Raw genomic sequence first — 15,273 nt, forward strand, 5'->3', positions numbered from 1 at the left:
AGCGATGATTATGTCGAACGTTATTTTGTATATAGCTACTAGCCTTGATGGTTACATAGCCAAAACGGACCATGACATCTCATGGCTCTCACATATAGAAGTAAAAGGTGAAGATTACGGCTATCAACAATTTTTCGATGGTGTCAGTGCCGTGATCATGGGGAACAGTTCTTTTCAGGTGATTAAAGACTTTGCCGATTGGCCTTATGCTGATAAGCAATGCTTTGTCGCCTCTCACTCACCTGATATTACCCCGAATGATAGCGTCACCTTTATTACCGATCCGGCAGCAACGATCAAACAATTAAAAGTCAGTTCTGAAGGTAATATTTGGTTACTTGGTGGCGCTAACTTGGCCGATTCTTTATTACGGCTAGATTTAGTTGATGAATTAATTTTATCTACCATTCCAATTTTACTCGGTAATGGCATACGTTTATTTAATGCGCCTCTGCCAGAACTGGGAGTAACGCTATTATCCTCTCAATCCTATCCATCAGGACTGATACAAACACATTATAAGATAATAAAAAACAACAAAAATGAATGATACGAATCCGCATTAATACGGCCGATGCCGCTAATATATATTAACGGCATCACCTTAACCCCGACCTGCCATCGTCCCACTTTTTAAATATCCTCAAAACAAGTGCTAACTTACGTTTTATTCTATTGGCGGTTTATCTACATTAAAAATTAAAGTAATATTATGTTATTAATCGTTTTGTTATAAAGCGAATGCCCTTTTTCGAACCCAATACTAAGTATAAGAGCCTTATCCATGTCTAAATGGTTAACTGTTGGTATGAGTACTATTTCTATCGCTGCTGTCGGTTATTTCAACTTCTTCTATCAGCCGCAGCAAGATCTCAACCACATTCAATTACCACTGACACAGGACTGTCGTGTGAATCAACAAGAATGTCAGGTTCAGTTAACACCAGGTCACGCAATTTCACTGTCGATCACGCCATTCAATGCAAAACCAATGACGCCGTTATCCGTTAATTTGAACGGGTCTAACATTGACAATGCCAGTATTACAATTAATGGTGTGAACATGATTATGCCGGGATTCCCTACACAGCTGAATGCCATAAAAAAAGATAGATACCAAGCAGAAACCGCGCTAGCAATCTGTATATTGGGTGAAATGTTATGGCAAGCAGACTTAACCGTCACGGTAGCTGGTCGGCCTTATTTAATACCTTTTCAATTTACCACTACAACTCATTAATTCAGGATGAACAAATGCAAAGATCAATAATTACCACGCTTATCGCAACTGCTATTTTATCTGCAGCACCGACGTTTGCGGCAGAAAAAACTAATATGATGATAATGGACGCTTGGGTTCGAGCTGCACCACCATCTGCAAAAGTACAAGCAGCTTTTTTCACTGTTATGAATCACAGTGATAAACCAATAGTGATCACAGATGTTGAAGCGCAAGGTTTTGGCCGTAGCGAACTGCATTTATCTGGTAAAAAAGATGGCATGATGACAATGCAAAAACAGCAGAAAGTAACAATTCCTGCCAATGCTGTTTTTAAATTTAAGCCGGGTAGCTACCATGTAATGTTATTAGAACCAAACAAGATCGCGGCGCCGGGTGAGTTAGTCAACGTATCCTTCACTTTGTTAAATGGTGAAAAAATTAGTACAAAAATGCCAGTTAAACGTGATAACAGTAAGACTAAAATGGATCACACTAATATGAAACATAATTAGTTTCGACAAAGGATTAACGAATGAAAAAGTCTAAGGCGATAATCGCTGCGGGTATTATCGGCCTTAGTGCACTCGGCGCTATTATTGCCAATAATATACAGCAATCAAATTTACCGACATTCACGACGGCTTACTCACAACCTAAGCAAATAAGCTTGCCAGATTTCGAACTCGGCGATAATAAAGAATACACCAAGGCCTTATTTAAAGGTAAATGGTCATTAGTTTTCTTTGGTTATGCCAGCTGCCCAGACATTTGCCCAACTGAATTATACAACCTCAACAATGTTGCAAATATCATGACTGATGCTGGTAAAACCATGCCACAAGTCGTATTTATTTCGGTCGACCCGAAGCGTGATAGTAATGAAATGCTGACAACTTATACGCATTTTTATAACGACAACTTTATAGGCATCACAGGTGAAACGAGCGAAATTGATAAATTAGTCGCTAGTTTTGGCGTTATTTATCAAAAAACGTTTTTAGCGAATAATGGTAAATATGTCTCTGTGCCTTACAATAGTCCAATACCTGAAGGTCAGCGTGAGAGTTATCTAATTAATCACTCTTCTCGACTGTATTTAGTTAATCCAGAAGGACAATATGTAGCGGCATTTGCACCGCCCCATAGCGCAAAGAAAATAGCTAAAGACCTACTTAAATTATAATGCTGTAATGCTCGTTATTAAGAACCTATGCCTTATAGAAATTAAGAGATAGGTAATTGCGTCGTATTTTTTAGCCCTTCCATCGCAAAGGAAGAGGTAACATCAGTTAATCCATCGACGCAATTAACTAATCGTTTATAAAACACATCAAATGCAGCCATATCTTTCACTAGTACCTTCATCATGTAATCGTATTCGCCAGCCATACGGTAAAACTCGGTCACTTCTGCAAAGCCATCAACACTCACGACAAACTTTTTAAACCAAGTATCACTGTGATTTTGGGTTTTGATATTAACAAAGGCTGTGAGTGCAAGGCCGAGTTTCTGCTCATTTAATAATGCCACTCGGCGTAAGATATAACCGCTATCCTCTAACCGTTTTAACCGCTTCCAGCAAGGCGATACCGTTAAACTCACCTTATCCGCGAGTTCTGCCACTGACAAAGATGCATCGCGCTGCAGTATGTCTAAAATCAATTTATCCTTCGAATCTAACATAATGGAGTAAATCCTTTCCTTAAAAGCCAATATCAGTGATATATATGAAATCATATTTCTGCTTAAAAGCAATATAATTATCGTATTAAATATTCCAGCACTTATATAGAGATAGCCTTATGAATACAAAACTCGTCGCTACATTATTATTTGCATCTGTATGTTTGATCTGGGGTACAACCTGGATGGCTATGGAAATTGCAGTTCATTCAATTCCACCCATCACTGCAACTGGATTACGCTTTGCACTGGCTGCACCGCTATTAATTTTAGCTGCTCGCAAGCTCAATATCCCGCTGATGTTCCCAAAAGGTAAAAATCTTGAATTTGCGTTAATCAGCGTGTTTTATTTTGCGGCACCATTCACCTTAATGATTTTTGGTGAGCAATATATTTCATCTGGATTAGCGTCGATTATTTTTGCCACTATGCCAGTTGTCGTATTAGCATTCGCCGTATTAGTACACCGCCAAAAAGTACACATTCACCAGCTAGCTGGTCTTGCTATTGCTTTGTTTAGTTTAATTACAATTATTAGTAATGAGATGGGCGTAAGTGCGAACGGTAGCCTAATCGGTGTTGGCGCATTGGTGTTAGCCGTATTAATGCACGCTACGATCTATACCAGTGTACAAACCCGTTGTCAGGGTATTCACGTACTGACGTATAATGCACTCCCATGTCTTGTTGCTTCAGTATTATTATTGGCTGTTGGCGCATTCATAGAGCAACCAGACTTTAGCACATTCACGTCAACATCTTGGTTATCAGTTATTTACCTTGGCGTTATTGCTGGTATTGGCGGCATCATGGCTTACTTCCAATTAAATAAAGTGGCAAGCCCATTTCAAGCATCAATCTGTTTCCTTGTGTTCCCCGTTATCGCACTTGGTCTAGACAGTGCAATCAACGGTAGAACGATTAGTCACGAATCATTAGTCATGATGGTAATGCTAACTGCAGGTGTTTTACTGTGTAAATTACCGATTGAATTAATCAGTAAACGTTTCACAAGAATTGCCTCTAAAGTAGAGAAATCGTCATAATTAATGACCGATTTTATAATATAGGCTGCGTTCGCGTTATGCGATAGCAGCCTATACCCATTATTTAAGTGCCGTTAACGACCTATCCCAATCTTTCCAAACCACTTCTAAGCCCATCGTTTTGACTAGACCTGCCATCTCATTTGGTGAACGGTCATCATCAATTTCAAACTGCTCTAAGGCTTTCTCTGTATCGTCAGAATAACCACCGGGTTGGGTTTTCGAGCCCGCACTAATACTGGTGATCCCCAATGGAATAACATTGTCACGAAAATGCTCGGACTCTCGCGTCGATAACGATAATTCCACATCCGGATTAAACAATCTATAAGCACAAATCAACTGTACTAATTGGCGATCATTCATAATCGACTTCGGCTGAAATGCACCTTCACATGGTCTTAAACGTGGGAAAGAAATTGAATACTTGGTTTGCCAATAACGTTTTTGCAAATAATCTAAATGCGCAGCAACATGGAAACAGTCGGTACGCCATTCATCTAAGCCAATTAATGCACCTAGCCCCATTTTATGAATACCAGCTTTGCCTAACCTGTCTGGGGTTTCAATTCGATATTTAAAATCAGACTTCTTACCTTTGATATGGTGTTCGGCATACGTCCGGGGATGATAGGTTTCTTGATACACTAATACTGAATCTAACCCCAATTCTTTTAGTTCTTCATAATCGGCTTGTTCTAGCGGCTGCACTTCCAAGGATAAATGCGAGAACTGCGATTTCAATTCATTAAATACCTGACGAAAATACGGCATACCCACTTTACGTTCCGACTCACCTGCCACTAATAACAAATGATCAAAACCCATTTTTTTAATCGCTCGCGCTTCACTGTTTAACTGCTTCATATCCAGCGTGGTACGACGAATTTTGTTATGCATCGAGAAGCCACAATAGGTACAAATATTAGAGCACATATTAGAAAGGTATAACGGCACATAGAATTGGATAGTATTACCAAAACGTTGTCGTGTTAACTGTACACTATGCTGTGCCATCTGCTCTAAATAAGGTTCTGCCGCAGGTGAAATTAAGGCTTGAAAGTCATCCAGATCGAGTCGAGACTTCGATAATGCACGCTCAACATCTGCCGCTGTTTTGGCATAAATGGATAAGCGAATATCATCCCAATCTAATTTTTGTAATTGCTCGTAAAAGCTCATATTTATACCTTAAGTTGGCGTTATTACAGATCTAAAAATGCTGTTAATGGACTAGAAGCAACCGCAGTCTGTGCTTGGCGACCTAATCCAGCTAAATAAGCTTGCCGACCTGCTTGCACAGCTAACGCAAATGCTTGACTCATCGCCACTGGATCTTTAGCCACCGCAATCGCAGTATTAACCAATACCGCATCCGCGCCCATTTCCATGGCTAACGCCGCATGTGATGGCGCGCCAATACCAGCATCAACAATCACAGGGACTGTCGATTGCTCAATAATAATCTCTAAGAACTCTGCAGTACGAATACCTTTGTTTGAACCAATCGGTGCACCTAACGGCATGACTGCAGCAGTACCCACAGCTTCCAGACGTTTACACAATACCGGGTCGGCATGAATGTATGGCAACACATGGAAACCATCACGCGCTAACTGTTCTGTGGCCTTTAAAGTTTCAATTGGATCTGGTAGTAAATATTTTGGGTCTGGATGAATTTCTAATTTAATCCAATTCGTTTGCAATGCTTCACGTGCTAATTGTGCAGCATATACCGCTTCTTTGGCATCACGCGCACCAGACGTATTGGGTAATAAGTTCATACCAGCGGCAATCAAAGGCTTAAGAATATCATCATCTTGATTAGCTAAATCAATGCGTTTTAATGCCATAGTCACTAACTGGGATTGAGATGCAATCAAGGCAGCAGCCATTATTTTTTGATCGCTAAATTTCCCCGTACCGGTAAATAACCGTGATGAAAAGGTTTTATCGGCAATGACAAGCTCATCACTTGGTAATAAGAATGCTGGGTTTAAAGTTGTTACTGACATTTAGCCTCCTGCAATAGCTTGAAATAAAGTCACTCGATCATTTTCTGACAACTCAAAATCATCCCATTTTTGACGTGTAATAATGGCTTGGTTCACCGCTACCGCAATGCCTTTTTCTGGCTGTTCTAATACCGTCAATAATGACGTAATAGTCGTCACTGCTAGGTTATTTATTTCATCGTTAATGATTAATTTCATCTTCTCTCCCTGTCCCTCACATCCAAATATTCAGGCATGAGGTTATTTAATTAACTGCTTAGTTTTACTATTTATATTCAGCACTTATATTTCGTATTGGTATTAGCGACCTGCACACACAGAACAGTCGGGATTTTTAGTGACAGAGAGGTACTGCCATTGCAAGGTTTTACCATCAAAACGCATTAACCTATTTAGTGAAGACAGCGGCATGCTGGTTAAATATTTAATTGCTTCCAATGCTTGCAAAGAACCAATAACACCAACCAAGGGGCCGAGTACTCCCGAGGTACTGCAATTATTCGTTTCAGCTGTTTCTTCAAAAGGATATAAACAGTGATAACACGCCGAATCAGTTTGCTGTGCGTTAAACGAGATCAACTGCCCTTCCATACGAATACCAGCGCCCACTATTAACGGTAGTTTTTGGGTTACACAGATCTTGTTTATCGCTTGCCTAGTCAGCATGTTATCGCTGCAATCAATGACTAAATCAATTTGGGCAAGCATATCTACCATTTGATGATTCGCACTATCGAGGGTTACTCTTTGTGCGATTGCCGTGACACTTATATGTGGATTAAGCTGTGCTAACGAGGCTTTTGCCGCGCTTACCTTCATCTGCTTTAACTGCTGTTGAGTGAAAATAATCTGCCGTTGTAGATTACTTAGCTCAACATGATCATCATCCGCTAAATATAAATGGCCAACACCAGCAGAAGCTAAATACAGAGCAACAGGTGCGCCAAGGCCACCTACACCGACAATCAATACTTTGGCATTACGCAGTGCTAATTGTCCCTGCTCACCGATATCACTAAGCAGTAAATGCGCGCTATAACGCATATATTCCTGATCACTTAATCCGGTCATATTAACGACTCACACTGGTTAAGGATGATTGCGGTTCAGCGATAATCAGTAAGTCGGCAATGGCTTGTTTATAATCGTCAGCGCGAGTTATCGCTGTGACGACAGCGACACTCCCCACACCTGTCGCAGCCACTTGTGGCGCTCTCTCTATGCTAATACCGCCAATAGCGACCAAAGGATAGTCTTGCATTAAATCAGCATAACGCTGTAAACGCTGTAATCCTTGTGGCTTTGAAGGCATGTCTTTAGTGACCGTAGGATAGATATGACCAAGGGCGATATAACTCGGTTTTATTTGATGTGCACGTAATATTTCATAATAACCATGTGTGCTTAAACCCAGTTTTAAACCCGCATTTTTTATCGCAACAAAATCGGCAATAAGCATATCTTCTTGACCTAAATGAACGCCATAAGCACCATGCTCAATAGCTAATTGCCAGTAATCATTGATAAATAAACGCGCTTGGTATTGGCGGCCTAATGCCACAGCAGCTTTAATATCATCAACCACTTCGGCTGGGGCTTTATCTTTAATACGTAATTGCAGGGTTTTAACCCCTTGTTGTAATACTTTATCTAACCATTCGATCGTATCCACCACCGGATATAGCCCAAGGCGGTTGGTATCACAAGGTGCAAAATCATAAGCTAATTGCATTTGTAGAACTAAGCCAAGCTGATCGCCTAATTCCGTATTCGGTAAGACGACCTGTGGGAAATCACTGCGATCGGTAGGCCAACCATCAGAAGTTTGGTTCAAGTAGGCTCTGGCTACCACTAATGCATCATCTACCGGATAATCTTGGGCGATCACAGTTGCCAATGCTGAAGAAAAAACACCACTGTTTTCATCTTTACTTGATGGAGTTAATATCGCGTTTGGTGACGATAATAAGATTTCACGTTGTCCATCAATATAAACATCGAGGACGATAGATTGCTGCTTATTATTAACAGCAATCCCTTTCGCACAAACACCTTCTACGCCGAGGTTCAGTAACGAGTTGATCGCTTGTTTCGTCGCACCAAATAACACAGCAGCATCTGTTCCGCCTTGCTCTTGCGGTAAGATCAATACATCCACGATTGGTAATAAGCGTATTTTAATCACATTTATTAGCACGTTGCCTGCTGATTCAGTCTTTGCCATATCAGATAATGAAATTGATAACGGCTCATAGATAACGGTTAGTTCTGGATATTTTTGCTTATACCCCTGTAAAAAATCAGCTAAGATCTCTACATGTGAGGCTGTCGCTATCACACCGACTTTAATGGCAGACGCTACCGGTGCAGCAGTCAATATCGCTAACTCAGCAGAAAAATCCGCATCAGATAATAGTGTCGTCGATACATGATAACCACCTCCACCCAACGCATTAATCGTATTAATCGTATTAATATCAATTTTAGTCGCAACATTATCGCGAGCAGTAAAGCTCGCGATAGTCCAAATAATGGCTTGAGTCATTAAATAATTATTCCACTTTATCAGTTATAGATTCAGTCACACGACCATTTACCGCATCATGTGTTGGTGGCAGATATAATTCGGCACCGTGCTTTTTAAATTCTTCAGACATCTGCTTCATCCCCTCTTCGGCATCAATCACAACAACTTCATCGAGTAATTGAATACTGATTTGTTCTTGTTTAGCAGTGTAATCGCGGACATCTTGTGAGATCTTCATTGAACAGAATTTTGGTCCACACATAGAGCAGAAATGCGCAACTTTACCGGATTCTTGTGGGATATTTTCATCGTGATAGGCACGTGCAGTATCAGGGTCTAATGCTAGGTTGAATTGATCATTCCAACGGAATTCAAAACGGGCTTTAGACATCGCATTGTCACGGATTTGAGCACCTGGGAAACCTTTCGCTAAATCAGCCGCATGTGCAGAGATTTTGTAGGTGATCATGCCTTGCTTAACGTCTTCTTTGTTCGGTAGGCCTAAATGTTCTTTTGGTGTCACGTAACACAACATTGCACACCCGTACCAACCGATTTGAGCAGCACCAATACCCGAAGTAAAATGATCATAGCCCGGTGAGATATCGGTTGTCAGTGGACCTAAAGTATAGAAAGGCGCTTCATGACAAATATCGAGCTGCTTTTCAACATTCTCTTTAATCATGTGCATTGGGATATGACCTGGGCCTTCGATAATAACTTGTACGTCTTGCTCCCACGCAACTTTCGTTAACTCACCTAAAGTTGCTAATTCAGCAAATTGGGCTTCATCATTCGCATCAGCCGCACAACCCGGACGCATGCCATCACCTAATGACAGAGAAACATCGTAAGCTTTACAAATCGCACAGATTTCTTCGAAATGGTCATAAGCAAAGTTTTCTTTATGATGCGTCAAACACCATTTAGCCATGATCGAACCACCACGTGACACGATCCCGGTAAGGCGTTTTGCCGTCATTGGTACATAACGAAGCAGTACGCCAGCATGAATAGTAAAGTAGTCAACACCCTGCTCAGCTTGTTCGATCAAGGTATCGCGGAATACTTCCCAAGTAAGATCCTCGGCGATCCCATTTACCTTCTCTAGAGCCTGATAGATCGGCACAGTACCGATTGGCACAGGTGAATTACGGAGGATCCACTCACGCGTTTCATGAATATTACGGCCTGTGGATAAGTCCATTACCGTGTCAGCACCCCAGCGTGTCGCCCATACTAGCTTCTCGACTTCTTCTTCAATCGATGATGTGACTGACGAATTACCAATGTTGGCGTTTACTTTTACAAGAAAGTTACGACCGATGATCATCGGCTCAGATTCTGGATGATTGATGTTGGCAGGGATGATCGCACGACCACGGGCCACTTCATCACGGACAAATTCAGGAGTGATTTTTTCCGGTATGCTGGCACCAAAATCATTACCCGCATGTTGTTTTAATAACAGCTCGTTGCGGATCAATTCACGGCCCATGTTTTCACGAATCGCGATGTATTCCATTTCTGGCGTGATCATGCCTTTACGGGCATAGTGCATCTGAGTAACGTTTTGACCATCAATGGCTTTCAATGGCTTTGGTAAATGCTCAAAGCGAATATGATCAATACCATCATCAGCAAGACGCTGCTGGGCAAAGTGCGAAGTAACGATTTCTAATGCTTCAATATCGTTACGTTCTGCGATCCATTTTTGTCTTAACTTCGGTAAACCTTGGTGTACGTTTATTTCAATTGCCGGATCAGTATAGGGACCTGATGTATCATAAACTGGGATCGATTCATTTTGCTCATAAACCGGATCGTCTTTACTGCCTGCGACTAACGTCTCATCCAGATTGATTTTACGCATCGCCACTTGAATATCGTCACGGCTACCTGTTAGATGAAATTTTTCTGAATTAGGAAACGGTTCGCAACTGAGATTATTAATAAACTCTTGGGCATTTTCACGGTTTTCACGACGCGTTGGTTTTTTGGTATTATTGCTTTGATTTATATTGGTAGACATAGCACTCATTCCTTTCTAATAAGATGATTGCTTGTCGTTGAGTATGGAGAGTAGTGATATAGATATATTGATCGTAGGTGTAATAGTAAGCGGCCTGATGTCCCTATGGCTAACTTACAATGATACGAATAATATTCATATTAATCACTCTTGTTTCCTCACGCAGGTATTAGCCTGATCAGGTTCCACGGATCCCATTATTAAATGGTCTCAGCCCTAAAGCACTCCGACAAGATGTATCGGAGTATAGACTGGTATGGCGTTAAAAAACAAGCAAAAAAAAAGCGCCCTATAAAAGGGCGCCTTTACTATCTAATAACTATGCGTAAGTGAATCAGTGGGTCTGTCATCACTTACACACGACTTTAATTGCATTCAGCAAATCAATTAAAGGTTATTTAGTAGGTTTGCTAAGTTCTGTTCAGCTTCATCAGTCGTGATTTCTTGCATTACTTCTTCTACTTTACCAGCACGTTTTTTCGCACGCTCTTGGTGATAAGAGAAGCCTGTACCAGCAGGGATCAAACGACCAACAATAACGTTCTCTTTCAGACCACGAAGGTCATCAATCTTACCATGAACAGCAGCGTCTGTTAGAACACGTGTTGTTTCTTGGAACGATGCAGCTGAAATAAATGATTCAGTTGCAAGAGACGCTTTAGTAATACCCATAAGCATGTGTTGGAACACGGCTGGTTGCTTGCCTTCAGCTTCTAGCTGACGGTTAGCAATTTTCAGACGTGAAACTTCAGCTTGCTCACCTGGTAAGAAGTTACTATCACCAGCAGAGATTACGTTAGCTTTACGTAGCATTTGACGAACGATAGTTTCAATGTGCTTATCGTTAATCTTTACGCCTTGTAAACGGTATACTTCTTGAACTTCGTTCGCGATATAGTTTGCAACATGGCTAATACCACGTAGACGTAGAATATCGTGTGCTGATTCAGGACCATCGGCGATAACTTCACCTTTAGCAACCTTCTCACCTTCGAACACGTTCAAGTGACGCCATTTAGGGATCATCTCTTCGTAAGCTTCAGCACCATCAGTAGGTGTGATAACTAGACGACGTTTACCTTTAGTTTCTTTACCGAAACTAATAGTACCTGAGATTTCCGCTAAGATAGCTGCATCTTTTGGCTGACGAGCTTCAAACAGATCCGCTACGCGTGGTAGACCACCCGTAATATCACGTGTTTTCGAGCTTTCTTGAGGAATACGCGCTAACGCTTCACCAATAGTCACTAATGCGCCATCTTCTAAGTTAACGATTGCGTTTGCAGGTAAGAAGTATTGTGCAACAACTTCTGTACCAGGAATGAATAAATCATTACCTGCAGCATCAACAAGTTTAACCATAGGACGTAAATCTTTACCAGCGGCAACACGTGCTGCAGGATCTAGAATTACCGTGCTAGATAGACCAGTTAGATCATCAGTTTGCTTAGTAACCGTAATACTATCAATTAAGTCAACAAACTTAATTTGACCAGCCACCTCAGTGATGATTGGGTGAGTATGCGGGTCCCAGTTAGCAATAATGCTACCAGACTCAACAGCTGCGCCATCTTTATATTCAACAACAGAACCGTAAGGTAATTTATGGCTTTCTTTAGTACGACCGTTTTCATCAATAATCGTAATTTCTGATGAACGTGAAGTAATAACCAGTTTGCCATCTGCGTTCTCAACGAATTTCTCGTTATGGAACTTAATAGTACCCGTGTTTTTAACTTGGATATTATTTTCAGCAGAGGCTCTCGATGCCGCACCACCAATGTGGAATGTACGCATCGTTAACTGTGTACCAGGTTCACCAATTGATTGTGCTGCAACAACACCAACTGCTTCACCTTGACCAACCATTACACCACGTGCTAAATCACGACCGTAACAAGCTGCACAAACACCGAAGTCATTGTCACAAGTAATTACAGAACGTACTTTCATCTGATCAACTGAGTGCTCTTCTAAGAAATCACAAAGTTTTTCGTCAAGTAATGTATTACGTGGCAATATCACTTCACCAGTACTTGGGTTCACAACATCTTCAGCAACAACACGACCAAGAACACGATCGCGTAGTGGTTCAACAACATCACCACCTTCAATATGAGGAGTAATGATTAGACCATTTTCAGTACCACAATCAATCTCGTTAATCACAAGATCTTGTGCAACGTCAACAAGACGACGAGTTAGGTAACCCGAGTTTGCTGTTTTAAGTGCTGTATCGGCTAGACCTTTACGTGCACCATGCGTTGAGATGAAGTACTGAAGTACGTTTAGACCTTCACGGAAGTTAGCCGTAATAGGTGTTTCGATGATCGAACCATCTGGTTTCGCCATCAGACCACGCATACCAGCTAGCTGACGAATCTGTGCCGCACTACCACGTGCACCAGAATCGGCCATCATAAAGATGCTGTTGAAAGATTTCTGTGTCTCAGCATCACCTAAAGAGTTAGCTTTAGTTTCTGTAGACAAGTTATCCATCATTGCTTTTGAGATGTGCTCATTGGCACGAGCCCAAATATCAATCACTTTATTGTAACGCTCACCCGCAGTAACAAGACCAGACTGGAATTGTTCTTGGATTTGAGTTACTTCTAGTTCAGCCGCTTCAATTAGCGTTTTCTTCGCATCCGGAATAACCATGTCATCGATACCAACTGATGCACCAGAAAGCGCAGCATAATGGAAACCGGTGTACATTATTTGGTCAGCGAAAACAACAGTGTCTTTCGGACCTAATAGACGGTAACAGTCATTCAGTAGCTTACCAATCTGCTTTTTACCTAACGCTTCGTTAGATACTTTCAGGATCCAGTTAGCTGGATTCGCTGCAAGTTTAGCTTCTTCTTCAGCAGTTAAAGTTTTAATCGGATCGATTAATTCATATGGTAGACCCTTAGGTGCTACTAAAGAAAGAATCGCACGACCAACTGTTGTGTTTTTCAGTTCAGTGCGAACTGTAACTTCACCAGTATTTTCATCTTTAAGATGTTCAGTAATACGTACTTTAACACGTGCATGTAGCTCAACAAGGTGGCTGCGATAAAGCTTTTCAGCTTCTTCAGGGCTACCTAGTACCATTCCCTCACCCTTAGCACCAACGCCAGAACGAGTCATGTAGTAAAGACCTAATACAACGTCTTGAGAAGGTACGATAACCGGTTCACCATTCGCAGGTGAAAGAATGTTATTCGTAGACATCATCAGTGTACGCGCTTCCAATTGAGCTTCAATTGTTAACGGTACGTGTACAGCCATCTGATCGCCATCGAAATCGGCGTTGTATGCAGAACATACTAATGGGTGTAACTGAATCGCTTTACCTTCAATTAGAACAGGTTCGAATGCTTGAATACCAAGTCTGTGCAGTGTTGGTGCACGGTTAAGCATTACTGGATGTTCGCGGATCACGCCGTCTAGGATATCCCAAACTTCAGCGCCTTCGCGTTCAACCATTTTCTTAGCTGCTTTAATCGTTGTTGCAAAACCAAGTGATTCTAATTTACCGTAGATGAATGGCTTGAATAACTCAAGTGCCATTTTCTTAGGTAGACCACATTGGTGTAAGCGTAACGTTGGACCTACTGTAATTACAGAACGACCAGAGTAATCTACACGTTTACCTAGTAGATTCTGACGGAAACGACCTTGTTTACCTTTGATCATATCAGCCAAAGATTTAAGAGGACGTTTGTTAGAACCTGTAATCGCACGACCACGACGACCATTATCTAATAGTGCATCAACAGATTCTTGTAACATACGTTTTTCGTTACGTACGATAATATCTGGTGCAGCTAGATCTAATAGACGTTTTAGACGGTTGTTACGGTTGATCACACGACGATAAAGGTCATTTAGATCAGAAGTCGCGAAACGGCCACCATCTAGTGGTACTAATGGACGAAGATCTGGCGGTAATACCGGCAGTACGTTCATGATCATCCACTCTGGTTTATTACCAGATACAGCGAATGCTTCCATTAGTTTAAGACGTTTAGTGATCTTCTTACGTTTAGTTTCAGAGTTTGTAGTCTCTAATTCTTCACGCATTTCTTCGATGTCTTGGTTTAGGTTTAGATCTTGTAACAAAGAAAGTACAGCTTCTGCACCCATCTTCGCATCAAATTCATCACCCCATTCTTCTAGGTTGTCAAGATACTGCTCTTCAGTCAGCATCATGCCACGTTCTAGCGAAGTCATACCTGGTTCGATAACAACATATGATTCGAAGTAAAGAATACGTTCGATATCACGTAGCGTCATGTCTAGTAATAGACCGATGCGAGATGGTAATGATTTCAAGAACCAAATGTGTGCAACAGGAGACGCTAATTCGATGTGGCCCATACGGTCACGACGAACTTTAGTTTGCGTTACTTCTACGCCACATTTTTCACAGATAACACCACGGTGCTTCAGACGCTTATATTTTCCGCAAAGACATTCGTAATCTTTTACTGGGCCGAAAATACGCGCACAGAATAAACCGTCACGCTCAGGTTTGAAGGTACGGTAGTTGATGGTTTCTGGCTTTTTAACTTCACCAAAAGACCAAGAACGGATCTGTTCCGGAGAAGCTAGACCAATCTTGATACCATCGAACTCTTCGGTCTTACCTTGCTGTTTTAGAAACTTTAATAAGTCTTTCACGTTTTTCTCCACTGGGAGTGAAAACTACGCAGCCTCAACTCACAGAATGAGTCGAGGCGCAATGCTAATTCAAAAGT

13 protein-coding genes and 1 riboswitch are annotated in these 15,273 nt (G+C 41.4%); of the genes, 5 read left to right on the forward strand and 8 right to left on the reverse strand.

Annotation, left to right across the window (positions count from 1 at the left end; genetic code table 11):
* Positions 1 to 10 precede the first annotated feature (10 nt).
* The 4 genes from HWV01_RS20945 (at position 11) to HWV01_RS20960 (ending at position 2,405) form a co-directional block, all read left to right on the forward strand.
* A complete protein-coding gene (locus tag HWV01_RS20945; protein ID WP_211673323.1) occupies positions 11 to 550 on the forward strand; it encodes a dihydrofolate reductase family protein in 540 nt (179 codons plus the stop codon).
* Positions 551 to 784: 234 nt separating this feature from the next.
* On the forward strand, positions 785 to 1,240 hold the full coding sequence (locus HWV01_RS20950) for a hypothetical protein (RefSeq protein WP_211673324.1): 456 nt from the start codon (positions 785 to 787) through the stop codon (positions 1,238 to 1,240).
* Between the two features lie 14 nt (positions 1,241 to 1,254).
* Complete coding sequence (locus HWV01_RS20955; protein ID WP_211673325.1) at positions 1,255 to 1,734, forward strand: copper chaperone PCu(A)C; 480 nt, start codon at positions 1,255 to 1,257, stop codon at positions 1,732 to 1,734.
* 20 nt (positions 1,735 to 1,754) lie between these two features.
* The gene (locus HWV01_RS20960; RefSeq protein WP_211673326.1) at positions 1,755 to 2,405 is read left to right on the forward strand and encodes an SCO family protein; all 651 of its coding nucleotides are present in this window, start codon (positions 1,755 to 1,757) and stop codon (positions 2,403 to 2,405) included.
* 41 nt (positions 2,406 to 2,446) lie between these two features.
* Here HWV01_RS20960 and HWV01_RS20965 read toward each other — a convergent pair whose 3' ends face one another.
* A complete protein-coding gene (locus HWV01_RS20965; protein WP_211673327.1) occupies positions 2,447 to 2,905 on the reverse strand; it encodes an Lrp/AsnC family transcriptional regulator in 459 nt (152 codons plus the stop codon).
* A gap of 119 nt (positions 2,906 to 3,024) precedes the next feature.
* Here HWV01_RS20965 and HWV01_RS20970 point away from each other — a divergent pair, with 119 nt between their 5' ends.
* On the forward strand, positions 3,025 to 3,951 hold the full coding sequence (locus HWV01_RS20970; RefSeq protein ID WP_211673328.1) for a DMT family transporter: 927 nt from the start codon (positions 3,025 to 3,027) through the stop codon (positions 3,949 to 3,951).
* Between the two features lie 60 nt (positions 3,952 to 4,011).
* Here HWV01_RS20970 and thiH read toward each other — a convergent pair whose 3' ends face one another.
* From thiH to rpoC, 7 genes are all read right to left on the reverse strand, one after another.
* Positions 4,012 to 5,133: a 2-iminoacetate synthase ThiH gene (gene thiH, locus HWV01_RS20975; protein WP_211673329.1), complete on the reverse strand. Its 1,122-nt coding sequence runs from the start codon at positions 5,131 to 5,133 to the stop codon at positions 4,012 to 4,014.
* 23 nt (positions 5,134 to 5,156) lie between these two features.
* The gene (locus HWV01_RS20980) at positions 5,157 to 5,966 is read right to left on the reverse strand and encodes a thiazole synthase (protein WP_211673330.1); all 810 of its coding nucleotides are present in this window, start codon (positions 5,964 to 5,966) and stop codon (positions 5,157 to 5,159) included.
* Entirely contained in the window at positions 5,967 to 6,164 is a 198-nt protein-coding gene (thiS, locus tag HWV01_RS20985; protein WP_211673331.1) for a sulfur carrier protein ThiS, read from the reverse strand.
* A gap of 102 nt (positions 6,165 to 6,266) precedes the next feature.
* A complete protein-coding gene (locus HWV01_RS20990) occupies positions 6,267 to 7,037 on the reverse strand; it encodes a HesA/MoeB/ThiF family protein (protein ID WP_211673332.1) in 771 nt (256 codons plus the stop codon).
* Between the two features lies 1 nt (position 7,038).
* Positions 7,039 to 8,511 (reverse strand): thiamine phosphate synthase, encoded by a 1,473-nt coding sequence (gene thiE, locus HWV01_RS20995; protein ID WP_211673333.1) that lies wholly within the window; start codon positions 8,509 to 8,511, stop codon positions 7,039 to 7,041.
* 7 nt (positions 8,512 to 8,518) lie between these two features.
* Positions 8,519 to 10,525 carry a phosphomethylpyrimidine synthase ThiC gene (gene thiC, locus HWV01_RS21000; RefSeq protein ID WP_371816347.1) on the reverse strand — a complete coding sequence of 669 codons (2,007 nt, stop codon included), beginning with the start codon at positions 10,523 to 10,525 and terminating at the stop codon, positions 8,519 to 8,521.
* A gap of 137 nt (positions 10,526 to 10,662) precedes the next feature.
* Positions 10,663 to 10,764: riboswitch (TPP riboswitch) on the reverse strand.
* Positions 10,765 to 10,912: 148 nt separating this feature from the next.
* Positions 10,913 to 15,196, reverse strand: coding sequence for a DNA-directed RNA polymerase subunit beta' (gene rpoC / locus HWV01_RS21005; protein WP_211673335.1), 4,284 nt, complete (start codon positions 15,194 to 15,196; stop codon positions 10,913 to 10,915).
* Positions 15,197 to 15,273 lie beyond the last annotated feature (77 nt).

The sequence above is a fragment of the Moritella sp. 5 genome (assembly GCF_018219455.1).
In the GTDB taxonomy this organism is placed as follows: Bacteria; Pseudomonadota; Gammaproteobacteria; order Enterobacterales; family Moritellaceae; genus Moritella.